Origin of the sequence: Nitrobacter winogradskyi Nb-255 (assembly GCF_000012725.1) — a bacterium.
In the GTDB taxonomy this organism is placed as follows: Bacteria; Pseudomonadota; Alphaproteobacteria; order Rhizobiales; family Xanthobacteraceae; genus Nitrobacter; species Nitrobacter winogradskyi.
On record NC_007406.1, the window covers coordinates 329,153 to 352,889 of the forward strand.

A 23,737-nucleotide genomic window follows, 5' to 3' on the forward strand; every position below is an offset into this window, starting at 1 on the left:
GCATGAGCGCCTACATTGTCCGCCGCATTCTGCTGATGCTTCCCACATTGCTGGGCATTCTGTTCGTGTCGTTCGTCGTGGTGCAATTCGCGCCCGGTGGTCCGGTCGAGCGGGTGATCGCGCAGTTGAGCGGCTCGGATACCGGCGGAATGTCGCGCATTTCCGGCTCGTCCGGTGGCGACTTCGGCGCCCGCGGCCAGGTCGGCGCGTCGTCCGACGCCGTCAACTCAAAATATCGCGGCGCGCAGGGGCTTGATCCGGCCTTCATCAAGAGCCTTGAGCAGCAGTTCGGCTTCGACAAGCCGGCGCATGAACGCTTTCTGCTGATGGTGTGGAATTTCGCCCGCTTCGATTTCGGCAAGAGCTATTTCCGCGACACCACCGTGATCGAGCTGATCAAGGAGAAGCTGCCGGTTTCGATGTCGCTAGGCATCTGGATGACGCTGCTGACCTATCTGATCTCGATTCCGCTTGGCATTCGCAAGGCCGTCAAGGACGGATCGCAGTTCGACACCTGGACGTCGGCAGTCATCATCGTCGGTTTCGCGATTCCGGGATTTCTGTTCGCGATCCTTCTCATCGTCCTGTTCGCGGGGGGATCGTTCTTCAGCATTTTCCCGTTGCGGGGCTTGACGTCGGACGGCTGGAACGAGTTTCCGTGGTACTGGAAAATTCTCGATTATTTCTGGCACCTCACGCTGCCTTTGATCTCGATGGCGCTCGGCGCCTTCGCCACCATGACCCTGCTGACCAAGAACTCGTTCCTTGACGAGATCCGCAAGCAGTATGTGATGACCGCGCGCGCCAAGGGTTGCAGCGAGCGGCAGGTGCTCTACAATCACGTCTTCCGCAACGCCATGCTGATCGTCATCGCCGGATTTCCCGGCGCGTTCGTTCATGCCTTCTTCTCCGGATCGCTGTTGATCGAAACCATCTTCTCGCTCGACGGGCTTGGCCTGCTCGGGTTTGAGAGCGTGCTCAATCGCGACTACCCGGTTGTGTTCGGCACACTCTATATCTTCTCGCTGGTCGGGCTCGTGGTGAACCTGATCTCTGATCTGACCTACATGTGGATCGATCCGCGAATCGATTTCGAGGCGCGGGAGGTCTGATGGCCATGACTTCGACCACGCCCGTCGAAGCTGGGGCAACATCGCCGCTTGGCGAGGCTGTGCCGCCGGCGCGCCATTCCCTTGGCATGTCGCCGCTCAATCGCCGCCGCTGGCAGAACTTCAAGGCGAACCGGCGCGGCTACTGGTCGCTCTGGATATTCCTTATCCTGTTCGGGCTCTCGTTGTTCGCGGAATTGATCGCCAACGATCGACCGTTTCTGATCAGGTTCGATGGACATCTCTATTTTCCGGCGTTCGTCACTTATCCGGAAACAGCGTTCGGGGGCGATTTCGAGACCGCCGCCGATTATCGCGACCCCTATCTGCAGAAGCTGATCGCGGACAAGGGAGGCACCATCGTCTGGCCACCCATACGCTATTCCTACGACACCCATAACCTCGACCTGCCGACGCCGGCACCCTCGAAGCCGACCTGGCTTCTGACCGAAGCCGAATGCAAGGACGTGGTGCAGCGAAAGAACCTCTCGGGCTGTCGTGATCTCGAATACAACTGGCTCGGGACCGACGATCAGGGTCGCGACGTGGTGGCGCGGCTGATCTACGGATTCCGGATTTCAGTCCTGTTCGGGCTGTGCCTGACCATCGTTTCGTCGGTGATCGGAATCGCGGCGGGCGGCGTGCAGGGGTATTTCGGCGGCTGGGTCGATCTCGGCTTCCAGCGCTTCATCGAGGTCTGGACCGCGATTCCCTCGCTTTATCTGCTCCTGATCCTGTCGTCGATCCTGGTGCCGGGCTTCTTCGTGCTGCTCGGGATCCTGCTGCTGTTCTCGTGGGTGTCGCTGGTCGGCCTGGTGCGCGCCGAATTCCTGCGTGGACGCAACTTCGAATACATTACCGCGGCGCGGGCGCTCGGCGTGTCCAATGCGACCATCATGTTCCGCCACCTTCTGCCGAACGCGATGGTCGCGACCATGACGTTCCTGCCGTTCATCGTGTCGTCGTCGGTGATGACATTGACCGCGCTCGATTTCCTTGGCTTCGGATTGCCGCCGGGTTCGCCCTCGCTCGGCGAAATGCTGGCGCAAGGGAAAGCCAACGTGCAGGCGCCATGGCTTGGTTTCACCGGGTTTTTCTCGCTCGCGATCATGCTGTCGCTTTTGATCTTCATCGGCGAGGCCGTGCGTGATGCCTTCGATCCGCGCAAGACATTCAGGTAAGGCCCCCGGATGGACGCCATCGATCAGCCGCTGCTCGACGTTCGCGACCTCTCCGTCGCGTTTCACCACGGTGGAGGAACGTCTGTTGCGGTGGATCGCATTTCATTCGACATCAAACGCGGCGAGTGCGTGGCGCTGGTCGGCGAGTCCGGTTCTGGAAAATCCGTCAGCGCGCTCTCCGTCCTCAAGCTGCTGCCCTATCCGGCCGCGTCGCACCCTTCCGGTCATATCCGTTTCAACGGACGCGAACTGCTCGGCCTGTCCGAGCGCGAGATCAGGAGCATCCGCGGCAACGATATCTCGATCATCTTCCAGGAGCCGATGACGTCGCTCAACCCGCTGCACACCATTGAGGCGCAGATCGGCGAGATACTGCTGCTGCACGGGGGAGTGCGCGGCGCGGCGGCGCGGAAGCGGACGCTGGAGCTGCTCACGCAGGTCGGCATTCCCGAGCCGGAAACCCGCCTTCCCAGCTATCCGCATCAACTGTCCGGCGGCCAGCGCCAGCGCGTGATGATCGCGATGGCGCTGGCCAACGAGCCTGACCTTCTGATCGCGGACGAGCCGACCACCGCGCTCGACGTCACCGTGCAGGCGCAGATTCTGGCGTTGCTGGCGGAAATCCGCGCCCGGCTCGGCATGAGCCTGCTGTTCATCACCCACGACCTCGGCATCGTCCGCCGCATCGCCGATCGCGTCTGCGTCATGAACGGCGGCAAGATCGTCGAGCAGGGGCCGGTCGAGCAGGTTTTCGAGTCGCCACAGCATCCCTACACGCGCGAACTGCTCGCCGCGGAGCCGAAGCCGGATCCCGCGCCGCCGCGGCCTGACGCGCCGGTTGTGATCGCAACCGACAATCTCAAGGTCTGGTTTCCGATCCGGCGCGGGCTGCTGCGCAAGACGATCGGCCACATCAAGGCGGTCGATGGCGTGACGCTCAAGGTTCGCCAGGGAGAAACGCTCGGCGTCGTCGGCGAATCCGGCTCCGGCAAGACCACGCTCGGACTCGCGCTGCTCCGCCTGATCTCCTCTGACGGTCCCATCGTGTTTCTGGGCAAGGATATCCAGGGTCTGCGGTTCAAGGAGATGCGGCCATTCCGCCGTGACATGCAGATCGTTTTTCAGGACCCGTTCGGAGCCTTGAGTCCACGCATGTCGGTCGGGGACATCGTGGCCGAGGGCTTGAGCGTGCATCAGGGTTCGCTGTCGGAGACCGAACGGGAGGCGCGGGTGGTGAAAGCGCTGACCGACGTCGGACTCGATCCGGCGACGCGCTTCCGCTATCCGCACGAGTTCTCAGGCGGCCAGCGTCAACGCATCAGCATCGCGCGCGCCGTGGTGCTGGAGCCGAATTTCGTCGTGCTGGACGAGCCGACCAGCGCGCTCGACATGCTGTTTCAAGCGCAGATGGTCGATCTCCTGCGTGAATTGCAGCGCAAGCGCGACCTGACATACATGTTCATCTCGCATGACCTGCGCGTGGTCGCCTCCCTTGCCAGCCATCTCATCGTGATGCGCCAGGGCAAGGTGGTCGAGGAAGGGCCAGCCTCGGAACTGTTCAGGAATCCGCAATCGGATTACACGCGCGCGCTGTTTGCAGCGGCCTTCCGGCTGGAGACCGCGCCCGGCGAAGCGGGCGCGGAATAATCAAGCCAGCCGTTTCACGCTCGTTACATCGCTTCCCGCCGCCTTGATGCGGGTGACCGCGTCGTGAATACCCTCGATCGCCGTCGCCATGTGATGAGCGTTGGCGTGGAGAAGCGTGGCCTCGTTCCGGACGATGGCGACGTGTCCTTTCCAGAACATCAGATCACCGCGTCGCGGCTGTTGCGCCTCCTGCGGAGACAGCGTGCGGCCGATGGCCGCTTCCTGCATGTCGCTGTCGCGCGGACAGGCGATTCCGGATGCGTTGAGCGCGACCTGCACGAGGCCGGAGCAATCGATGCCGAGACTGGTCTTGCCGCCCCATAGATACGGCGTTCCGACGAACATTTCGGCCACCGTGACGAAATCCGCCGCGCTATGATCGAGCGGCGCGACATGGGGGGCGGGGATGTATAGGCGATCATCAGTGACGGCGAAGCAGCCGTCGTGGCGCTGGACAGTGAGTCTTGCGCCGAGCGAGAACGTCTCCAGCGGCGGCAGCTTGATCGACGGCCCGGGAAATGCAAACGTCCGCAAGGCCGTGACCTTGTGTGTCGGTGCCGGGCCGGGCCGAGCCAGCGCGCGGTCCGGAAGCCAGCCGACATAGCCGTCGCCGTTCAACTGGCCCCAGGCCCAGCCTTCAGCGTCGTGGTCGTAGACTGTGACCCGCTCGCCGCGCAGCGCCTGGGTCTGGAGCATCGCATCCGGCGCAGGCTCGCGCTGCAGGGGCGCCGCCGCTTCGACGACTTCGAATTCCTCGCCATCGGTGAAGCGCGCCGCGTCGACCCGGCCCTCCAGATAGCGGGCTGCGACCTCGGGCCTGGCCGGTGTGAGTCGCGGATCATCCATAGCGTTCGCTCAGCAATCTGTAGATGGCGCGCGCGGCCTGGCATTCGCCGCCCTCGGGCCGCGCCGGTTTCGCCGACGGCGTCCAGCCGTATATATCGACGTGAAGCCACGTCTTCGCCGCCTCGACGAAACGTTGCAGAAACAGCGCGCATACGATCGAGCCGGCAAAGCCGCCTGACGGCGCATTGTTGATGTCGGCGATCTTGGAATCCAGCCAGGCATCGTAGGCCGGCCACAGCGGCATCCGCCACAACGGATCGTTCTCGGTTTTCCCGCAGCGCGCGAGGTCGGATGCAAGGTTCTCGTCGCTCGTATAGAACGGCGGCAAATCCGGTCCGAGCGCCACGCGAGCCGCGCCGGTGAGCGTTCCGACATCGATCAGCAGTTCAGGCGCTTCCTCGTCGGCCAAGGCGAGCGCGTCGGCGAGCACCAGCCGGCCCTCGGCGTCGGTGTTGCCGATCTCCACGCTCAAGCCCTTGCGCGATGGAAAGATGTCGAGCGGCCGGAACGCGTTGCCGGCGACGGCGTTCTCGACCGCCGGGATCAGCACGCGCAACCGCACCTTCAGCTTCGCATCCATCACCATCAGCGCCAGAGCCAGCACATTGGCCGCGCCGCCCATGTCCTTCTTCATGATCTGCATGCCGCTGGCTGTTTTGAGATCGACGCCGCCGGTGTCGAAGCAGACGCCTTTGCCGACCAGCGTCACCATCGGATGGGCCGGGTCGCCCCAGGTGAGATCGATCAGGCGCGGCGCGCGCGGCGAGGCCATGCCGACCGCATGGATCAGCGGAAAATTCCGCTGCATCAGATCGTCGCCGACGATGCAATTGAATTCCGCATCGAAACGCCGCGCGAGATTCCGGGCGGCGGTCGCAAGATCTTCCGGCCCCATGTCGTTGGCCGGCGTATTGATCAGGTCGCGGGCGAGCGACGCCGCTTCCGCCATCCGCGAGATGTCAGCGATGTCGACGCCATCGGGCGGCGCCAGCCGCGCTTTGGGCGCATCAGCCTTGCGGTAGCGATCGAAGCGGTAGCTGCCGAGCGCGAAGGCCAGCGTCGCAAGATGCATATCATTCGCCGTAGCCGTATCGGCAAAGCGGAAGGCGCCCGGCGGCAGCAACCCCGGCAGCTTGCCCGCGAGAAAGGGATCGCGTGTCTGGTCCGGCTTCTCGCCCAGTCCGAAGAGGATGCGGGAGATGTCGCCGTTCGTTGTGGGTAGCGCGAGGTACTGTCCCGACTTGGCCTGAAAACCGTTCGCCTCGGCGAACCGGCGGGCGGAATCATCAAGGCTGTCGCCGTCGGCTTCCCAGGCCGCCTTGGACGCCAGGATGATCGGTACAGCCTTCTCGGCCGGCGTGGTCGCAAACGCGGGATGCATGGTGGATGATCTCGATCCGAAGAGGGAGTTGGCAGGATGCCGCAGGCGTCGATGGCAGTTAACCGGGCGTTAGGGTTAACAGTCTATTGCTGAGGTCACCCCTACTTTCGATCAGCTAGCAGATACGAATGAAAAGTACCATGCGTCGGCAGTCGTGTCTTGCAAGGCTTCTCGCATCCTCAACCGTAACCGCAATGCTGGCCATCGGACTTGGCGGTTGTCAAACCGCTGCTATATCCGATGTCACAGGCTCGCTCGGCGCCAAGGCCGAGACAAAGTCGGAAAAGCATTCCGGAACCGATCCGCATCGCACCGTCGAAGTCTATGGCGAGCGATTTCGGGCCAATCCGAAGGATGCCGACGCGGCCCTGAGGTATGGATTGGCCTTGCGCGCGATCGGGCAGCGCGCCCAGGCGGTCGCGGTGCTGGAACGCGCCGCGATCCTGAATCCGGGCAACAAGGTGGTGCTTGCCGGCTGGGGTCGGGCATTGGCCGAAAACGGTCAGTCGCAGCAGGCGTTCGATGTGCTCAGCCGGGCGCATACACCGGCGAGTCCGGACTGGCGGATTCTCTCGGTTCAGGGCACCACGCTCGACAAGCTGGGCCGTCACGATGATGCGCGCCGCTATTACGCGAGCGCGCTCAGAATCATGCCCGACGAACCTTCGGTGCTGTCCAATCTCGGCATGTCCTATGTCCTGACCAAGGAACTGCCCAAGGCCGAGGAGACGTTGCGTCGCGCTCACGCCGGCGCTCCCGTGGATAGCCGGATCCGGCAGAACCTGGCGCTGGCCGTCGGGTTGCAGGGCCGGTTTGACGAAGCCGAAAATATCGTGAAGGCTGACCTGCCGATCGACGAAGCCGCGGCGAACGTGGCTTACCTGAAGCAGATGCTGGGACGCGGCGGCGACGCGCGGGTCGGCGCGGCTGACAACGTCAGGCGGAACTCCCGCCGATCACGAGCGGATAGCGATCCGCGGCCGGACCGGCCGGTCTCTTAGAGACTTTCGGTTTTGATAGAACTCGGAAGCGAGGCTTTGTAATCTTGCTTTAACGCGTGTCCTTCACGCGAACCGTAATCCATCCTCGGGTCAAGCGCGAGGACATGCTTCGCTCGAACAAAGCCAATGAAGGTAAAGCCGCCCTGTCTGCGAATTCTCAGTGCATCTGCGCCGCGATCTTGATGCCGGTCGGTCCGAGAATGACCACGAACAGCACGGGCAGGAAGAACACGATCATCGGGACCGTCAGCTTGGGCGGCAGGGCGGCTGCCTTCTTCTCGGCCTCGGTCATGCGCATGTCGCGATTTTCCTGCGCCATCACGCGAAGGCTTTGCGCGAGCGGGGTGCCGTATCGTTCTGATTGCTGGAGCGCGAGACACACCGATTTCACCCCTTCCACGCCGGTGCGGTTCGCCAGATTCTCGTAGGCGACCTTGCGGTCCTGTAGGTACGACAGTTCCGCCGTGGTCAGCGTGAGCTCCTCGGCCAGCGCGACCGACTGGTTGCCGGTCTCCGTACTGACCTTGCGGAACGCGACTTCGATCGACATGCCGGATTCAAGGCAGATCAGCAGCAGGTCGAGCGCGTCCGGGAAAGCCCGCTTGATCGAGAGCTGGCGCTTCGTAATGGCGTTATGCAGAAACAGCATCGGCGCCTGCATGCCGAAGAACGTGGCGCCGATGCAGATGCCGAGCTTGACAGTTGTGGACTGCTGCGTGTGCGATAGAAGAAAAACATAGGCGATCGCTCCGATCAGCATCACGATCGGGGTGACCATGCGGAAGAACAGGAAGGTGACGTACGGAGCCTGGCCGCGATATCCCGCCATGACAAGCTTCTCGCGGGCGGCTTCCTGAGCCACCCATTTCCCGAGATTGAGATCCTCCACGATCTTCGAGATGAACTGCTTCGGCGCCTGACGAAGCGAGACCTTCTCGGTTCTCGCGAGCCGTTCGCGCTCGCGCAGCCGAATGCGCTCGCGCTCGCTGGCGACGGCCTTCATCCGCTTGGTAAGACCGTCCGCCGCAAAGAAGGGCGTGATCAGCGTGTAGACGGTTGCGCTGGCGGCGATGGCGGCAAGAACCATCGTCATGAATTGCGGGTTGTGGAATTTCTCGATCAGGATGTCGAGCATGCTGCTGCACCGTCAGAAGTCGAAGTTGATCATTTTCTTCATCACGAGGATGCCGGCCGTCATCCACAGCGCGGAGCCGGCCAGCATCAGCCGCCCGGTAGGGTGGGTCCACAGCAGCGCGATGTAGTCGGGAGTGGATAGATAGACCAGCAGCATGACGATCGGCGGGAGCGAGCCGATGATGGCGGCCGACGCCTTGGCTTCCATCGACACCGCCTTGATCTTCTCCGCCATCTTCTTGCGGTCCCTCAGCACCTTGGACAGGTTGCCGAGAGCTTCCGAAAGATTGCCCCCGGATTTCTGCTGGATCGCGATCACGATGCCGAAAAAATTCGCTTCGGGAACCGGCATTCGCTCGTACAGCCGCGAGCAGGCTTCACCGAGCGGCATCCCGATGGCCTGGGTCTCGATGATCGCCGCGAATTCGCTTTTCAGCGGCTCCGGCGAATCGGCCGCGACAACCTTGAGCGACTCGAACAGCGGCAGGCCGGCTTTAATGCCGCGGACGATCACGTCCACCGCATCGGGGAGCGCGCGCAAGAACGCGGTCTCCCGGCGCTTCTTGAGGAAACCGAGCAGCCAGCGCGGCACGCCGAAGCCAGCCGCGAAGGCCAGGCCTGCTGCCGCAAGCGGCCCGGCTCCCAGAACAATGGGAACGGCAAAGCTGGCCAGGGCGAGAATGCCGGAAACGATCAGGAACTTCTCCTTCGACCACGACAGGCCCGCCTGTGCGATGCGGTTGTTGAGGGTAACCTTTCTGTCGCGCTTCTGGCGTTGCTCGATCTCCCGCAGCGATTCCTCGATCTGCTCGCGGCGCGAGCGTTGGGCTCGGTCGACCTGCCGGATGGCCGGGGATGTCCGCGCCAGCGCCGCCCGGCGCTTCTCAGCTTTCATCTCGCCCGATAGCACCGGGTACAGGAAAACCCACGCGACGCCGCCCACCGCGGTCGCGGCCATGAATGCCAGGGCCAGGGTCTGCAAGTTCATGAGCGCGTGTCCTCAGATCTCGACCTTGACTTCCGCCGCATCGAGCGCGGCGGCAAGTCGCTTCTCCTCGCCGTAGTACCGCGCGCGTTCCCAGAACCGCGGCCGGCCGATTCCCGTCGAACGGTGCCGGCCGATCACGTTGCCGTTGGCATCCTCACCGAGCAGATCGTAGACGAAGATATCCTGGGTGATGATGGTGTCGCCCTCCATCCCCATCAGCTCGGTAATGTGGGTGATGCGTCGCGAGCCGTCGCGCAGGCGCGCGGCCTGGATGATGATGTCGATCGAGGCGCAGATCATCTCGCGGATCGTGCGCGAAGGCAGTGCAAAGCCGCCCATCGTGATCATCGATTCGCAGCGCGATAGCGCTTCGCGCGGGTTATTCGCGTGCAGCGTGCCCATCGAACCGTCATGGCCGGTGTTCATGGCCTGCAGCAGGTCGAATGCCTCCGGTCCGCGAACCTCGCCGACGATGATGCGCTCGGGGCGCATGCGCAGGCAGTTGCGGACCAGGTCGCGCATCGTTATCTGGCCTTCGCCCTCGATGTTGGGGGGACGGGTTTCGAGCCGAACGACGTGCGGTTGCTGCAACTGAAGCTCGGCCGCGTCCTCGCAGGTGATGATGCGTTCGTCGTGGTCGATATAGTTGGTGATGCAGTTCAGCAGCGTGGTCTTGCCGGAGCCGGTGCCGCCCGAGATCAGCACATTGGCGCGGCACCGCCCGATGATTTGAAGGATCGTGCCGCCTTCGGGAGTGATGGCGCCGAACCTGACCAGTTGATCGAGGGTCAGCTTGTCCTTCTTGAACTTACGGATCGTCAGCGCGGGCCCGTCGATCGCGAGCGGCGGGACGATGGCGTTGACGCGGGATCCGTCGGCGAGACGAGCGTCGCATATCGGCGAGGACTCATCGACCCGCCGCCCGACCTGGCTGACGATCCGCTGACAGATGTTCAGCAGCTGCTGATTGTCGCGGAACCGGATTCCGGTGCGCTGGATCTTTCCCGCGACCTCGATGAAGACCGTGCCGGCGCCGTTGACCATGATGTCGGCGATATCGTCGCGGGACAGCAGCGGCTCGAGCGGTCCATACCCGAGAACGTCGTTGCAGATGTCGTCGAGCAGTTCTTCCTGCTCGGCGATCGACATCACGATATTCTTGATCGCGATGATCTCGTTGACGATGTCGCGAATTTCCTCGCGCGCGGACTCGCCGTCGAGTTTGGCGAGCTGGGCGAGGTCGATGGCCTCGATCAAAGCGCCGAAAATGGTCGCCTTGACCTGGTAATAGGTGTCGGACCTGCGGGCGTCGATGCTTGGCGTCTGGGCCGCCGGGCGCGGCGGCGCGAGCGGCGGCGAGGCGATCTTTGGCGAAGCGATTTCCGCGGAAGCTCGCGCGTTCGAGGGTGGCGGCATGACCTCCGTCAGGCTCGCCAGCTTCCGGGCGTTGTCCTCTGGTCCGCTACGCTTGCCAAACACGACTTACTCCACGCACTCGATCACGATGGTTTGGATCGAACCGATCAAAACCATCGTGATCGATTCCCGGTATTTTGAGACGCGGGATGCGGACGGAAAACCGCTACACACTTTTCCTCATCCCGCTCCAGAGTCTGTTTCAAGTGCGTTGAACCAGACTGGTCGCTTATCTCTTCTTGCTTGAGCATGATCTTCTCCGAAAACCGGTTTCCACTTCGCGCTGGCGTGGTCCTTCGGGTCGGGATCATGCTCTGACCTATCTCGCCCGCAGCTTCTCGATGAATGGCGGCAGGAACGATTTTCTCGGTTTCTTTGCTTCGCCGCGCCCGGTCAGGCGTTGGGCGATCTGCAGGAACATCTCCGTGGCGCGATGGTTCGGCGCGATCTCCGCGATCATCTGGCCGTTGTTCGCGGCCGACCCGAACATGTGAGGATCGAACGGGATACTGACGACCGGCTGGCTTTCGATGGCCTTGGCGAATTCACCGCCGCTGATCTCCGGCCGCTTCGGAACGCCGACCTGGTTGAGGCAATAGAGCGGGGGTCGGTCGTTCGGCCGCGCCACCTTGAGCAGGTCGAACAGGTTCTTTGTATTGCGGAGGTTCGCAAGGTCTGGCGTCGCCACGATGAGGATGTCGTCCGCTCCGATCAGGGCCCGCCTGGTCCAGCCCGACCATTGATGCGGGATATCGAGCACGATGCAGGGCATCGTCGCCCGCAGCGTATCGAGCGTCGAGTCGAATGCCTCGGTGCCGAAGTCGTAGACGCGGTCCAGCGTCGCCGGGGCGGCGAGCAGGCTCAGGTGATCAGTGCATTTCGACAACAGGCGATCGACGAACGCGGTATCGATACGGTCGGGCGAGAAGACAGCGTCGGCGATGCCTTGTGGCGGGTCCTGATTGAAATCCAGCCCCGCGGTGCCGAATGCGAGGTCGAGGTCGGCGACGACGGAATCGAGCGCCAGATCGCGCGCAATCGCCCAGGCGACATTATGGGCGATCGTCGAGGCGCCGACGCCGCCCTTGGCGCCGGCGATTGCGATGATCCGGCCGACTGCTTTCGCTTCCGGGGTCGAAAACAGGCCGCAGACCGAACGGACGATGTCGATGGGAGCGGCTGGCGCCATGAGATAATCGCTGACGCCGCGCTTGACCAACTCGCGATACAGCGTCACGTCGTTGACGCGGCCGATCACGATCACGCGCGTGCCCGCGTCGCATACGGTCGCAAGGTGGTCGAGCGCCGCCAGGATGTCGCCGTGCCCTTCGGTCTCGAGAATGATGACGTTCGGTGTCGGCGCCGATCGATAGGCTTCCACCGCGGCGGTCATGCCGCCCATCTGGATTTTGAGGTGAGCCTTGGCCAGCCTGCGGTCTTCGCTGGCGGCTTGAACGGCCGTGGCTGTTTCCATCGTCTCGCAGAAGGCCTGCACCGAGACACGCGGCGCAGGCGCGATATGATCCTCCGCCCGCGGCGAAGGGGATGTGGTCGAATCTGCGTCGTTGCGAGCGTAACTGATCATTTGCCTGTGTCGCTGAGTTTGGCTTTCTCGGCTTCGGGATAATCCGTCGTGGTGGTCATCCCCTTGCGGTATTTTTCGAAGCTTTGGGTGCGGCGAGCCGTGTAGGCCGGAGTTTCGGGCCGCGGCTGGACCAGGTCCGACGGGTTGTCGATCATCGATGCAAGGTTGCGCTGAGTGGCGCACCCGAAGTTCCAGTAAGGCTTGTTGTCGAGATAGCCCCTGTTCTTGACCGAGGGACCGATGTCGTCCGGCCAGACACCGCACGGGCCGGCAACGGCGGCGATGCGCGGATAGGTCAGGCGAATGGTGGCGAACAGGCGCGGATCGGCGGGATGGTAGTGGCGGACGATGATTCCGCGCGGCGGCACGCCGGCTGCGGCCAACAGCGAACGCACTTCCCTGAATGAATCTGCCGCCGCGCGGGCATTGCCGGTGCCTGTCGGCACCTCCGCGACAATGGCGCCGGTCCCCTCGCGGAGCCAGACGCTCGCGAGCCCCACCACATCGGCGCGTTGCGGGGCCGTCAGGCCGCCTCGTGTGTTGCCGATGAAGATATTGACGGTCCGGTCCGCTTCCTGGATCGCGATGGGATGCCGCAAGCGATAATCGTCCGGAATGCTTCCGGTGGTGTCCACCCGGGCGGTATGCGTGCAGGCGCCCAGCGCGGCGGAGAGGCCCGCGGCTACTAGAATGGCGAGGCGAAGGTTGCGGCGGGCGGCGGAATCTGCGGATGTCATCGTTTCGTTCCTTGCCCGCCTCAGTCGGTGATAAAGCCGTAGGTGCCGCGATAGTGACGCGCCGGCTCGACGCGACCCGGAGCGCCGTAGATGCGGTTGAGGCTGCCGAGGAGGTCGGATTGCGGATCGGATGCATCGGCGAAGCCGTCATCGGGTCGCGACAGATCCTTCTGCGCGACGGCGCGCACCACGTAAGGAGTCACAAGAACCATCAGCTCGGTCTGGCCGTTGACATAGTCGCGGCTGCGGAACAACGCTCCAAGGACCGGCACCTGGGCGATGCCCGGCAATCCGTTGATGACCTGCTTGGTCTGCTGATGGATCAGTCCTGCCATGGCCATCGAACCGCCGGACGGAATCTCCAGTGTCGTTTCCGCGCGCCGGGTTCTTATCGAGGGCACGGTGAGCGAGTTGCCGACTGACTGGTTCAGCGTCATCGAGTTCTCGTTCGACAGCTCCGAGACCTCGGTCATCACTCTCAGGCTGATCCGGCCCTCGGTCAGCACCACCGGCGTGAAATTCAGCGAGATGCCGAACTTCTTGAATCTGATCTGCGTCAGGCAGACCCGGGTGGCGGGATCGCATGAAAAGCCGGCTGGGATGGGAAACTCGCCGCCCGAGATGAACGTCGCCGACTCACCCGATATCGCGGTGAGGTTCGGCTCGGCGAGCGTCCGGATCACGCCGGCGCTTTCCATCGCCCGGAGCGTCGCGGTGACCGCGGGCACAGGGGCGCCGCCGACCATCGTCGAGCCGAATGACGCCGCCGCGCTGTTGTTCGTCAGCGGCCGTCCGAGAGCGGTGAACGGATTTGCGTTGGTGAAATTCACGACCGCGGTGCCGTAGTTCATGCTGGCGCTGAGATCGATTCCCATCTGCTTGATGACGGTGCGCGCGACCTCGGCCACCGTGACCTTGAGCATGACCTGGTCGCGGCCCCGCACGGCGATGTTGTTGACGACCTTTTGTGCGCCATCGGTGAGGCGCGCGGCGAGATCGCCGGCCTGTTGCGCCTCGATCGGGTTCGATACCCATCCGGAGAGCATGACGCCGTCGCCCAGGCCATCGACCTTGATGGCGGCGTTCGGCAGCAGCTGCTTGAGCGCGGTGCGCAAGCCGTTCAGGTCGCGCGTCACCGCGATATCGTAAGCCGAAATCTGCTGGCCGCTGCTGTCAAAGAAGATGATGTTGGTTTGACCGACCGCCGCGCCGATGATGTAGGCGCGCTGCGCCGACCTCACCACGGCGTTTGCGATCTTCGGGTCGGCGACCAGGACATCCTTCACGTCGCGGGGCAGGTCCACCACGACAGACTTGCCGATGCCGAGCGAAAGCGATTGCGCGTGCATGTTCGCGCCAGCGGTTGCAGCACCGGATACGCGGTAATCGCTCGCGAACACCGGCGTCAGCGCCGCGTCCAGCGTGAAAGCGCCGATTGCCGCGAAGGCGAGCGACCGCGCCACAAAGGCCCGCACTGATGTGGGTTTTGTCGTCCATTCCATGGCGGGCGTCCTTGATTACCTCTGTACGCTGGTCTGGGTCGGAACGCCGTAACGGACGACATTGATGCTGTCGCGCCTCCGATCATTGATGTCGCCTTCCGGGGCATTGGCGTCGGCGAGGCTGCGCAACGCGAGCGACAGCGTTCCCATCTGGCGCGATCGCGCCAGCGTCTCCGCCTGCTCCGGTTTCAGTTCGAGTGTCGCGGTCCGGCCGACTACGACCTTTTGCCCGTTCTTCTCCTCGATGGTCTGGTCGATCGCGAGAACGCGCACGTTGCCGAGAACGGTCTCCGAGTTGACGGAATCTCCGCTGGCGTGATCGGCGTTCTTCTCCCGTTTTGACAGGATCACGTCGACGCGGTCATTGGGAAGAATGAAGCCGCCGGCTCCGGTTTCGGGCGAGATTTCCGTCGAGATCGCGCGCATCCCCGTTGGCAGGATCGCAGCCATGAAGCCGGATCCTTTCGCGCTGACGAGCTTGAGTTCGCGAATGGGTTCTCCGGCGATGAAGGGCGAGCGGGCGATTGACCCTGCGAGCTGGGTGGTGGCGTCCGGACGTTGGTCACGGCGAATGAAGCTGTGGCTGGCGCTGTCTGCGGGCCAGGTTTGCCATGCCACGTCGTTCGCGGTGACCGCCTGGCCGAGCGGAATGTCGGACTTCGCAACCAGGACGTCCACGGTCCGGAGCTGCTCCGTCTGAACGGGTTGGGTCTCTTTGTCGGATCCGCTCGCGAGGTAGGCGGCGAGGCCGCCGGCGCCGACTGCGATGGTCAGGACGACGATGCGTGCGGTGTTCATGCGCTGATTGTCCACGTTACGGCGCGGCGCTTGCGTCGCCGTCACGTGAGTTGAACATTTATTCGTCAAAGCATGGTTAATGAGGCGTATCTAAATCGCGTTAACGAGCTGTTGTTGCGCTCGATCAGTTAAGGCCGAAGCGCGCCAGATCGACGGCTCGCACCCAGTCGGTTTCCGGGTAGATCAGCAGGGCCGCGAAGGCGAGCGCGATGCCATAGGGGATGCCGGTGTTCTTGCCGTGCAGCCGGAGAAGCCAGTCCTGACCGTAAAGCGAGGCCGGCAAAGGCCATTGCCGGAACTGGAGCAGCAGGAGCGTGAGGGCTCCGCCGAACAGGGAGGCATAGACGAGGTATTCCAGCGTGTGCCCGAAGCCGAACCAGAGAGCGGCCGCCGCCGCCACCTTGGCGTCGCCGCCGCCGACCCAGCCCATCGCGAAACACGAGAACGCCACGACGAGGACCGCAAGCCCCGCTCCCGCATGGGATAGCATTTCGTGAAGTCCCATGCCGCTCAGCGGAGCCAGCACGAGGAAGCCGGCGACCAAGAGCAGCGACACCCTGTTCGAGATCGTCATGGTCAGCAGGTCGCTCGCGGCCGCGAACGCCATCAGCGCGGGGAATAACAGCAATCGCGCGACATCGAGCACCATGGAAATACCACTCCCGTTCCTCTGCGGCGTGATCCGTTATGGAGTCCGATAGTATGCGTTCGATGTGAATATTCTGGAAACGGGAAAGGTCATGGCCAAACGGCGATAATTCTCGCCGCGACGGCGATGACGGCGACTGTCAGCGCCATGCAGACAGTCTGGATCGCCTGTCTCGTTGCCTCATCGCGCGGCGGAAGATGCGTCTCGGGCACGGAAGGTCTGGACATGATCATCACGGTCCGGCGCAACTCTTATGCGCGAGCGGAAGGGAAGCATGAGTAGAAAAGGCCCCGGCATGCCGGGACCTCTTCGATGGCGAAACGAAAGACTTCGGTTTACTTCTTCAGGTCTTGCTCGACCTTCGTGAAGGTAGTGTTCAGCGAGGTTCCGAGCGTGTTGACCGCGGTGATGATCGCGACGGCAATGCCAGCGGCGATCAGGCCGTATTCGATCGCGGTCGCACCGGATTCATCCTTCAGGAAGCGTGAAAAAAGGTTCTTCATAACTGGCTCCATGTGTTCACGTGGCTGTCGAACTTCACTTGGTCCTAACGGCGTTCTCGAGCACCGTGACCATGGCCTTACCGTAAGCGAGGAGAATTGCAGCGCAGTTAATTCGATTGCAGAAACACGGCCATAACGGGCTGTGTGTGCGGCAGGGTGAATTTACATTTAAGGGAGATTTATAAAAATGCGTTCTATTCAGGCGCCATCCTCCAGCGCTTCGCATGTTCGCGGCGGCGGCTTCTGCAAATCATCCGCTCGTCCGGAAACGAAGGGCTGACCGCACGCCTCTCAGGGCGCGCGTTTGCGGTTCATTCATCAATTAACGGCAGATTCAATGTCGGGAGCCGGCACTGTTGGCATCGCCTTTTCGGCTCTCTGCGTTCCCGAGTAGAGTATAGAGTATGTGGTTCAAATTCGTGCGCGGCCGGTCGCGTGTCTCGGTCATCGGCGTATCGTTTGCGGCAGCGATTTTGCTGGGTGCGGCGACGGCTCCGGCCGAGGTGATCAGTGAGCCGATCTCGGTCAATGTCGATCAGGCCAAGCTGGTCAGGCTGCCCGGACCTATCGCGACGATCGTGGTCGGCAACCCGCTGATTGCCGACGTCACCCTGCAGCCTGGCGGCCTCGTTGTCGTGACGGGTAAGGGTTATGGCGCGACCAACATGATCGCGATGGACCGCGCGGGCAGCATCATGGTTGATCGCGTTATTCAGGTCGAGGGGCCAAGCGATCAGGTGGTGACGGTGTATCGCGGCCTCGAGCGTGAATCATATAGTTGCATGCCGATCTGCCAGAAGCGGGTCACCCTCGGGGACAGCGCCGCATACTTCAAGGCGACGATGGACCAGGCGAGCAATCTGAGTTCGCAGGCCGGCGGCGGCGCCACAAGATAAAGCGCCGGTCGACGACGCGTATCCGGCTTGCCTGGCGCGGCGTCAGCTTCACGGTCCGGAATTGGTTAGCATCAAGTATACGACAATGGGCGTTTTGCTTCTATTGGGCGAAACACTTCCACAATCAGTTTCGGGTAGTCCTTGGCGGTAGATAAATCCCGCCGCGTGCAAGGATTTCCCGATGTCGTCGCTTCGCCGCTTGAAGGCCACAGCAAGGATGGCCGCTCGTTTCCCCGGCCATAAGAGCGGATCCGCGGCGGTGGAATTCGCTCTGGTCGCGCCGATGTTCTTCGCGCTGCTGTTCGCCATCATCGAAACAGGACTGGTGTTCTTTGCGAGCCAGAGTCTTGAGACCGCCTTGCAGGACTCGGCGCGTACGATCATGACCGGCGAGGCGCAGATCACCAATCTTACGAAACAGAGCTTCAAGGCCAACGTCGTCTGCGCCAACGTCAATGTTCTGTTCGACTGCGAGAACGGAATCTATGTCGATGTCCAGAGCTATCCTTCCGGTTTCGGAAGCGTGACGATCTCCGATCCGATCGCCGGCGGGAGCTTCGTCGACAACACCCAGTACAATCCGGGCGGTCCGGGAGATATCGTCGTCGTCCGGCTGTTCTATCAGTGGCCGCTGTACGTTACCGGGCTAGGTTACAATATCGCCAACCTGAGCGGCAGCAAGCGGCTGCTGTCGGCGACCGCCGCCTTCAAGAACGAGCCCTATCCGGCCCCATCATCCTGATGATGGGCAGGCGGGAAACGGCAGCGTATGCGTATTGAGAATGTAAAGCCGATGTGGGGAGCGTGTCTGAGCGAAGTCGATGCCGGTTCGCGCGAAGAAAGCGCCTCACAACGAGGATCTGGAGCCTCGCTCGCATTCTATCGGAACGGAAATGGCTCCGGCATGTGGTCTTGCCTTAAGGATATGGCGTCAGCGCTGCGGCGGGATACGCGCGGCCTAGCGGCGACCGAGTTTGCGATGATCGTTCCGCTGATGCTGGTGATGCTGTTCGGGACCATCGAGGTGTCATCAGGCGTAGCGGTCAATCGCAAGGTCACGCTGGTTGCGCGAACGCTGTCCGATCTTACTTCGCAGTCCAAGGTGGTGAACGATGCCGACGTAACGAATTTTCTGGCTGCCAGCTACGGCATCATGTGGCCCTACTCCTCGGCGCCCGTCCAGGCGACGATCTCGGAGTTATATATCGACCCCGCGACATCGGTGGCGCGGGTGCAATGGAGCAAGGGCAAGGCGCCGCGAGGCGCGGGATCGACCGTCAGCATTCCATCGGGACTCATCGGACGGGATTCGTCGGGCAAAGTGCTTCCCAATCAATATCTGATCTTCAGCGAAGTCAGCTATATCTATGAACCGGTCCTCGGCTACGTCATGTCGAAGGCCGGCATCAGGCTGAGCGACACCGCCTTCACCCGGCCGCGGCAGTCGGCGTGTGTGTTTTTTGGCAACCCCAGCAGCATCATTTGTCCGACGACCTGACACGGACAGGTCATCCTCGCTGCGCGGGATCACGGTGGCTGGAGTGTTTTCGAGCGAAGTGAATACCGGTTTGCGTGAAGAAAACGCGTCAAAACAATATCATAGAGCCCCGCCTCTGATTCAATCTGAAGCGGAAAGGCTCTAGGTGTTCAGTCCCGGCATTTGATGGATTGGATCGATGATGAATCGATCGGGCTCTGAAGTCCATCGTTTGCAGATGAACTCGTAGGGTGTGAGGCCTTTGAGCGTCTTCAGCCTTCGACCGAAGTTGTATGCCTTGATGAAGTCCTGAAGGTGCCGGCGCAGTTGGTCATGATTGTCGTAGTGGAAGCGCTTGACGGTGGCGTCCTTGATGGTGCGGTTCATCCGTTCCACCTGTCCGTTGGTCCAGGGATGGTTGATCCTGGTGAGCCTGTGCTCGATGCCGTTCTCGTCGCAGACGCGATCGAAGATGTGGTGGAACGCATATTTGTGACGGGCGTGGTTGGTGAACTGGATGCCGTTGTCCGTCAGCACCGTGTGGATGGCATAGGGAACTGCCACGATGAGGTTGCGCAGGAACTGAGCCGCGACCATCTTGCCCGCCTCTTGGTGGAGCTCGGCGTAGGCGAACTTCGAAGTGCGGTCGATGGCCACGAACAGGCGCAGCTTGCCCTCAGCCGTCTGCACCTCGGCGATGTCGATGTGGAAGTAGCCGATCGGGTAGCTCCTGAACGTCTTCCTGATCGGCTTGTCGCCTTCGACCTCCGGGAGCCGGCTGATGCCGTGACGGTGCAGGCAGCGATGCAATGAAGACCGCGACAGGTGCGGGATCGTTGGCTGAAGCGCGTAGAGGCAATCATCGAGCGGCAACAGGGTATGCTTGCGGAAGGCGACGATGATCGCCTCCTCCTCGGATGAGAGCACCGTCGAGCGCGGATCTTTCGGTCCCGTCGGAAGGTCGGCCACCGAGGTCCGCTTCTTCCATTTTGCGACGGTCTTCTGGTTGATCCCGTAGCGTTTCGACAGCGCTCTCAGGCTCTCTTCACTATTTTGTATTGCTCGACGGATTGCCTCTGTCGTCGTGGCGCTCCCGTGAAGAACCTGTCCCATAGCGCATCCTTCCATTCTCCGGAAAATAATGCACCATCAAATGCCGGGATCAAACAACTAGGTCACGAACCCATAAACGGGATTCCGTTTGGACGGGATGCGTGATTCAATCTCCAGAGGTGGGAGGATTGAATGGCACGTTTTGATCTGACGGATTTTGAATGGTCTGTGATCCAGCCGCTGTTGCCGAACAAGTCGCGCGGCGTTGCACGGGTGGATGATCGGCGGGTGCTGAACGGGATTTTCTGGCGGCTGCGCACCGGTGCGCCGTGGGCGGACATTCCAGCGCGCTACGGCCCGCACACCACTTGCGTGAACCGCTTCAACCGGTGGCGCAAGGCAGGCGTGTGGGATCGCATTCTGTCGGCTGTTTCAAAGGCTTACGATGGCGACATCCAAATGATCGATTCGTCGTCGATCCGCGTGCATCAACATGCGGCCAACGGTCAAAAAAACAGACGCGATCCCGTTGCATGGGTCGCTCGCGCGGCGGGCTGACCACCAAAATCCACGCGCTGGTGGATGCCTGCGGCCTGCCGATCGTCCTCAAGATCACCGAAGGCCAGGCCCATGACGGGCGTAGCGCGCAGGACATGATCGACACCGTCGAACGCGGCGACGTGCTGCTGGCCGACCGGGCCTACGACTCCAACGCCCTGCGTCAAACGCTGGCCGCGCGCGGCGCGAGAGCCAATGTGAAGCCGATGCCAAATCGCGTTGCGGCCTTGCAATTCAACAGACGGCTCTATCGCAAGCGCAATCTGGTCGAACGCTTCTTCAACAAAATCAAGCACTATCGCGCCGTCGCCACCAGATATGACAAACGTGACGACAACTTCCTCACCTCCATCAAGCTCGCCTCAATCCGCATCTGGTTGCGATTTAATGAGTCGATGACCTAGAATCCTTGCTTTACGCGCGACCGGCTTCCATCATTACGTTAAGCCCGAGGATATACTTCGCCGAAGAACGCTCCCGCAGGAGGGATTGAGGCGGCCGCCACTTCTGACCTATCTTGCCCGCTCGCAACGCGTCGCAAACTGAAAAGGCCGCGCTGAGGGCGCGGCCTTTTCTTCTGATGTGATCTTTTCGTTACCAACAGGACGCTGGCGCTGCCTATCCAGCCGCTCGGAGATTGTCGGCTGAAGATTTTCCGGAACGGCGATCAGCAACGATCTCGTAGCTGATCTTCTGTCCTTCACGCAGCGTTCCGAGTCCGGCTCGCTCAACCGCGCTGATGTGAACGAACACGTCGTTGCCGCCATCGTCGGGTTGAATGAAGCCGTAGCCCTTGGTTGCGTTAAACCACTTCACGGTTCCCATGCTCACGGGTAGTCCCTTTATCAAGTACGTATGTCGAAGCTCGCTTTTGGCGAGCTGGTGAGATCGGATTTTTGGAAGGGTCGTCAGCGTCTAAACCGGCTATACCGGTGGTAGCTAATGTCGTCCGGCCGAAAATCGCTATTCCAATATTATTCGAAGGCAGGCCCCAAAACAATCCTGACGTGCAGGATTTTTTAAGGGTTGGGTTCGCCGGGCTTTGGCTCCCATATCGGCGCAAGATTTTCCCGCGTCGACGACTACCTGCGTCGAAACTGCCCTCCGCGCGGCGGTCCACTGCGCGGCGGTCCGCCGGGGCGCTCGTCCTTGTGTCGGAAGATCAGGCGTCCTTTCTCGAGGTCGTAGGGGGACATCTCGATGGTCACGCGGTCGCCGGCCAGAGTCTTGATCCGGTTCTTTTTCATCTTGCCGGCGGTATAGGCAACGATCTCGTGCCCGGCATCGAGCTGCACCCGATACCGGGCGTCGGGGAGGATTTCGGTGACCAGTCCTTCGAACTGGATCAATTCTTCTTTCGCCATGAAGGTTCTCCGGATCGAGTGGCGGTTCAATGGAGCCGTTTCCGTTCCGATCAAATCGGAATGAGGCTCCGGTTTCTTGTCTGATGCATTCTCTAGAGCATGATCCGATCAAGTTGAATCGGACCATGCTCTAGAAATGGTTGTCTGGTCGCATTTTCTTGCGGCGAACCGGTATCCACTTCGCCGGAAAACGCTCTAGGGGTGGTACCCACTTCGAAAACGCCCTGGATCATGATGATTCCGGATCGAAGCGATCCAGACGCATCAACGCGATCGATTTCGATATTCTGAGAAGCGGGAGGCGGGCGGAAAACCGCCACGTCCTCGCCCGCTCCGGTCGTTCGAGTCTGACACTTGCATCCGTCGGGCAGCAATCCCCGTAGATGACTTCCAGGTTTGACATCCCGATTTGCCGCGACGTGGATAGCAAAGGTCGTGCTCACCCGCTAGCGCTGAGGCGGCTGACTGGATTTCAATCGCGCGGGCCGGCTTTTGCGGTGCAGGAAGGCAACCCCCTGCATTCCACCCGGCTTGCTCCCCGGTGCTGAACGGGAGGTCTCCTGCCGGCCGGATTCCGGTCGCCGGCTGGTTTGCGGCGTCCCCTTCTTGCTGCGGCGACGGCGGGAACCTTTCCCCGAGGAGGCGTCGCCCGCTCTGGCCGCATGACCGTGGGGTGCGGGGCTTCCGCCGCGATTTTGCTGGGGAGCCGGCGCCGCCTCACGCTGCCCAGATGTCCGGCGGTCTTCCCTTGGGAGGACCACGCGGATCAGTTTCTCGATATCACGGAGATAGGCCATCTCTTCCGCTCCGGCGACCAGCGAGATCGCCGCGCCATCGGTGCCTGCCCGCGCGGTGCGGCCGATACGGTGGACGTAGGTTTCCGGGACGTTCGGGAGGTCGAAATTGACGACGTGGCTGATCCCGTCGACGTCGATGCCCCGTGCCGCGATGTCGGTCGCAACCAGCGTCCGGATCTCGCCGGCCCGAAACTCCGCCAGCACCCGTTCGCGGTGGTTCTGCGATTTGTTGCCGTGGATCGCGTTGGACCTGATGCCGGACTTGGCGAGGCTTTTCACGACCTTGTCGGCGCCGTGCTTGGTCCGCGTGAAGATCAGCGCCCGGTTGACCGGTTCCTGCTTCAGAAGCTGGGCCAGGAACGCGGCCTTGCCTGCATGATCGACCTGAATGATGCGTTGGGTGATGCGGTCCACGGTCGAGGAGACCGGCGTAACCGCGACGCGGGCCGGGTCGCGCAGCATCTGGTTGGCGAGTTCCGCGATGTCCTTCGGCATGGTGGCCGAGAAAAACAGCGTCTGCCGCTTCGCCGGCAGCTTGGCGACGACTTTGCGGATGTCGTGGATGAAGCCCATGTCGAGCATGCGATCGGCTTCGTCCAGCACCAGAAATTCGACCTGACCGAGTTTCAGCCCGTTGCTTTGAACGAGATCGAGCAGGCGGCCCGGCGTTGCGACCATCACCTCGACGCCATGCATCACGGCGCGGACCTGACGTCCCATCGGGACCCCGCCGATCGCGAGGGCCGAGGTCAGGCGCAGGTGCCGGCCGTAGGCGTTGAAGTTTTCGAGAATCTGGCCTGAAAGTTCGCGCGTCGGGCTGAGCACCAGAACCCGGCAGCTCTTGGGTTGCGGCTTGATTCGATTCTGAAGCAGCCGATGCAGGATCGGCAACGCGAAGGCCGCGGTCTTGCCGGTGCCGGTCTGGGCAATTCCGACAAGGTCGCGTCCGGTGAGGGCAATAGGGATGGTTTGAGCCTGGATGGGCGTGGGCGTCAGATAATTCTCTTCCGCGAGCGCACGTGAAATCGGATCGGCGAGGCCGAAATCCTGAAAGGAGGACAAAAGGTTGCTTCTTTCCATTATGGGACCAGGCGCTCGGCCATATCGGCCGGAGC

23 protein-coding genes and 1 pseudogene are annotated in these 23,737 nt (G+C 62.1%); 8 read left to right on the forward strand and 16 right to left on the reverse strand.

Annotated features, from left to right (window positions below):
- Nucleotides 1-2 precede the first annotated feature (2 nt).
- Genes NWI_RS01530 through NWI_RS01540 form a run of 3 tightly spaced genes read left to right on the forward strand, consistent with a single transcriptional unit; the run spans nt 3 to nt 3,937 of the window.
- Nucleotides 3-1,112: a microcin C ABC transporter permease YejB gene (locus NWI_RS01530; RefSeq protein WP_011313623.1), complete on the forward strand. Its 1,110-nt coding sequence runs from the start codon at nt 3-5 to the stop codon at nt 1,110-1,112.
- 5 nt (nt 1,113-1,117) lie between these two features.
- A complete protein-coding gene (locus NWI_RS01535) occupies nt 1,118-2,290 on the forward strand; it encodes an ABC transporter permease (protein ID WP_011313624.1) in 1,173 nt (390 codons plus the stop codon).
- A gap of 9 nt (nt 2,291-2,299) precedes the next feature.
- A complete protein-coding gene (locus NWI_RS01540) occupies nt 2,300-3,937 on the forward strand; it encodes an ABC transporter ATP-binding protein (RefSeq protein ID WP_011313625.1) in 1,638 nt (545 codons plus the stop codon).
- On the opposite strand, the gene NWI_RS01545 is transcribed toward NWI_RS01540, so the two are convergent.
- Complete coding sequence (locus tag NWI_RS01545) at nt 3,938-4,783, reverse strand: NlpC/P60 family protein (RefSeq protein WP_011313626.1); 846 nt, start codon at nt 4,781-4,783, stop codon at nt 3,938-3,940. It abuts the gene before it with no gap.
- A complete protein-coding gene (locus NWI_RS01550) occupies nt 4,776-6,164 on the reverse strand; it encodes a leucyl aminopeptidase family protein (protein WP_011313627.1) in 1,389 nt (462 codons plus the stop codon). The genes NWI_RS01545 and NWI_RS01550 overlap by 8 nt, the downstream gene beginning before the upstream one ends.
- Before the next feature lie 140 nt (nt 6,165-6,304).
- Here NWI_RS01550 and NWI_RS01555 point away from each other — a divergent pair, with 140 nt between their 5' ends.
- A complete protein-coding gene (locus tag NWI_RS01555) occupies nt 6,305-7,165 on the forward strand; it encodes a tetratricopeptide repeat protein (RefSeq protein ID WP_049750528.1) in 861 nt (286 codons plus the stop codon).
- Between the two features lie 157 nt (nt 7,166-7,322).
- On the opposite strand, the gene NWI_RS01560 is transcribed toward NWI_RS01555, so the two are convergent.
- The 10 genes from NWI_RS01560 to NWI_RS01600 all read right to left on the reverse strand — a co-directional run bounded on the left by NWI_RS01560 (nt 7,323) and on the right by NWI_RS01600 (nt 16,477).
- The gene (locus NWI_RS01560; RefSeq protein ID WP_011313629.1) at nt 7,323-8,300 is read right to left on the reverse strand and encodes a type II secretion system F family protein; all 978 of its coding nucleotides are present in this window, start codon (nt 8,298-8,300) and stop codon (nt 7,323-7,325) included.
- Nucleotides 8,301-8,312: 12 nt separating this feature from the next.
- Nucleotides 8,313-9,287: a type II secretion system F family protein gene (locus NWI_RS01565; RefSeq protein ID WP_011313630.1), complete on the reverse strand. Its 975-nt coding sequence runs from the start codon at nt 9,285-9,287 to the stop codon at nt 8,313-8,315.
- 12 nt (nt 9,288-9,299) lie between these two features.
- A complete protein-coding gene (locus NWI_RS01570) occupies nt 9,300-10,766 on the reverse strand; it encodes a CpaF family protein (RefSeq protein ID WP_011313631.1) in 1,467 nt (488 codons plus the stop codon).
- Nucleotides 10,767-11,022: 256 nt separating this feature from the next.
- Entirely contained in the window at nt 11,023-12,288 is a 1,266-nt protein-coding gene (locus NWI_RS01575; RefSeq protein WP_011313632.1) for an AAA family ATPase, read from the reverse strand.
- Nucleotides 12,285-13,025 carry a CpaD family pilus assembly protein gene (locus NWI_RS01580; protein ID WP_011313633.1) on the reverse strand — a complete coding sequence of 247 codons (741 nt, stop codon included), beginning with the start codon at nt 13,023-13,025 and terminating at the stop codon, nt 12,285-12,287. The genes NWI_RS01575 and NWI_RS01580 overlap by 4 nt, the downstream gene beginning before the upstream one ends.
- 20 nt (nt 13,026-13,045) lie before the next feature.
- Nucleotides 13,046-14,527, reverse strand: a complete 1,482-nt coding sequence (locus NWI_RS01585) for a type II and III secretion system protein family protein (protein ID WP_011313634.1) — start codon at nt 14,525-14,527, stop codon at nt 13,046-13,048.
- A 15-nt stretch (nt 14,528-14,542) separates the two neighbouring features.
- Nucleotides 14,543-15,325 carry a Flp pilus assembly protein CpaB gene (gene cpaB / locus NWI_RS01590; RefSeq protein WP_041345293.1) on the reverse strand — a complete coding sequence of 261 codons (783 nt, stop codon included), beginning with the start codon at nt 15,323-15,325 and terminating at the stop codon, nt 14,543-14,545.
- Between the two features lie 124 nt (nt 15,326-15,449).
- Nucleotides 15,450-15,974: an A24 family peptidase gene (locus NWI_RS01595; protein ID WP_011313636.1), complete on the reverse strand. Its 525-nt coding sequence runs from the start codon at nt 15,972-15,974 to the stop codon at nt 15,450-15,452.
- Between the two features lie 89 nt (nt 15,975-16,063).
- Nucleotides 16,064-16,201: a hypothetical protein gene (locus tag NWI_RS17815; protein ID WP_187148005.1), complete on the reverse strand. Its 138-nt coding sequence runs from the start codon at nt 16,199-16,201 to the stop codon at nt 16,064-16,066.
- Between the two features lie 108 nt (nt 16,202-16,309).
- Entirely contained in the window at nt 16,310-16,477 is a 168-nt protein-coding gene (locus NWI_RS01600) for a Flp family type IVb pilin (protein ID WP_011313637.1), read from the reverse strand.
- Between the two features lie 404 nt (nt 16,478-16,881).
- Here NWI_RS01600 and NWI_RS01605 point away from each other — a divergent pair, with 404 nt between their 5' ends.
- The 3 genes from NWI_RS01605 (at nt 16,882) to NWI_RS01615 (ending at nt 18,871) form a co-directional block, all read left to right on the forward strand.
- A complete protein-coding gene (locus tag NWI_RS01605; RefSeq protein ID WP_011313638.1) occupies nt 16,882-17,373 on the forward strand; it encodes a pilus assembly protein N-terminal domain-containing protein in 492 nt (163 codons plus the stop codon).
- 181 nt (nt 17,374-17,554) lie between these two features.
- Nucleotides 17,555-18,115 carry a TadE/TadG family type IV pilus assembly protein gene (locus NWI_RS01610; protein ID WP_011313639.1) on the forward strand — a complete coding sequence of 187 codons (561 nt, stop codon included), beginning with the start codon at nt 17,555-17,557 and terminating at the stop codon, nt 18,113-18,115.
- 162 nt (nt 18,116-18,277) lie between these two features.
- Entirely contained in the window at nt 18,278-18,871 is a 594-nt protein-coding gene (locus NWI_RS01615; RefSeq protein ID WP_187148006.1) for a TadE/TadG family type IV pilus assembly protein, read from the forward strand.
- A 141-nt stretch (nt 18,872-19,012) separates the two neighbouring features.
- On the opposite strand, the gene NWI_RS01620 is transcribed toward NWI_RS01615, so the two are convergent.
- The gene (locus NWI_RS01620) at nt 19,013-19,963 is read right to left on the reverse strand and encodes an IS481 family transposase (RefSeq protein WP_011313641.1); all 951 of its coding nucleotides are present in this window, start codon (nt 19,961-19,963) and stop codon (nt 19,013-19,015) included.
- Between the two features lie 132 nt (nt 19,964-20,095).
- On the opposite strand from NWI_RS01620, the pseudogene NWI_RS16595 reads away from it, so the two are divergent.
- Nucleotides 20,096-20,865: pseudogene (locus NWI_RS16595) on the forward strand (IS5 family transposase).
- 214 nt (nt 20,866-21,079) lie between these two features.
- Here the strand turns inward: NWI_RS16595 and NWI_RS01635 are convergent.
- The 3 genes from NWI_RS01635 to NWI_RS01645 form a co-directional block, all read right to left on the reverse strand.
- On the reverse strand, nt 21,080-21,292 hold the full coding sequence (locus NWI_RS01635; RefSeq protein WP_002714433.1) for a cold-shock protein: 213 nt from the start codon (nt 21,290-21,292) through the stop codon (nt 21,080-21,082).
- 251 nt (nt 21,293-21,543) lie between these two features.
- Nucleotides 21,544-21,825 carry a translation initiation factor IF-1 gene (infA, locus tag NWI_RS01640; protein ID WP_011313644.1) on the reverse strand — a complete coding sequence of 94 codons (282 nt, stop codon included), beginning with the start codon at nt 21,823-21,825 and terminating at the stop codon, nt 21,544-21,546.
- A 446-nt stretch (nt 21,826-22,271) separates the two neighbouring features.
- The gene (locus tag NWI_RS01645; RefSeq protein WP_011313646.1) at nt 22,272-23,702 is read right to left on the reverse strand and encodes a DEAD/DEAH box helicase; all 1,431 of its coding nucleotides are present in this window, start codon (nt 23,700-23,702) and stop codon (nt 22,272-22,274) included.
- Nucleotides 23,703-23,737: the final 35 nt, after the last annotated feature.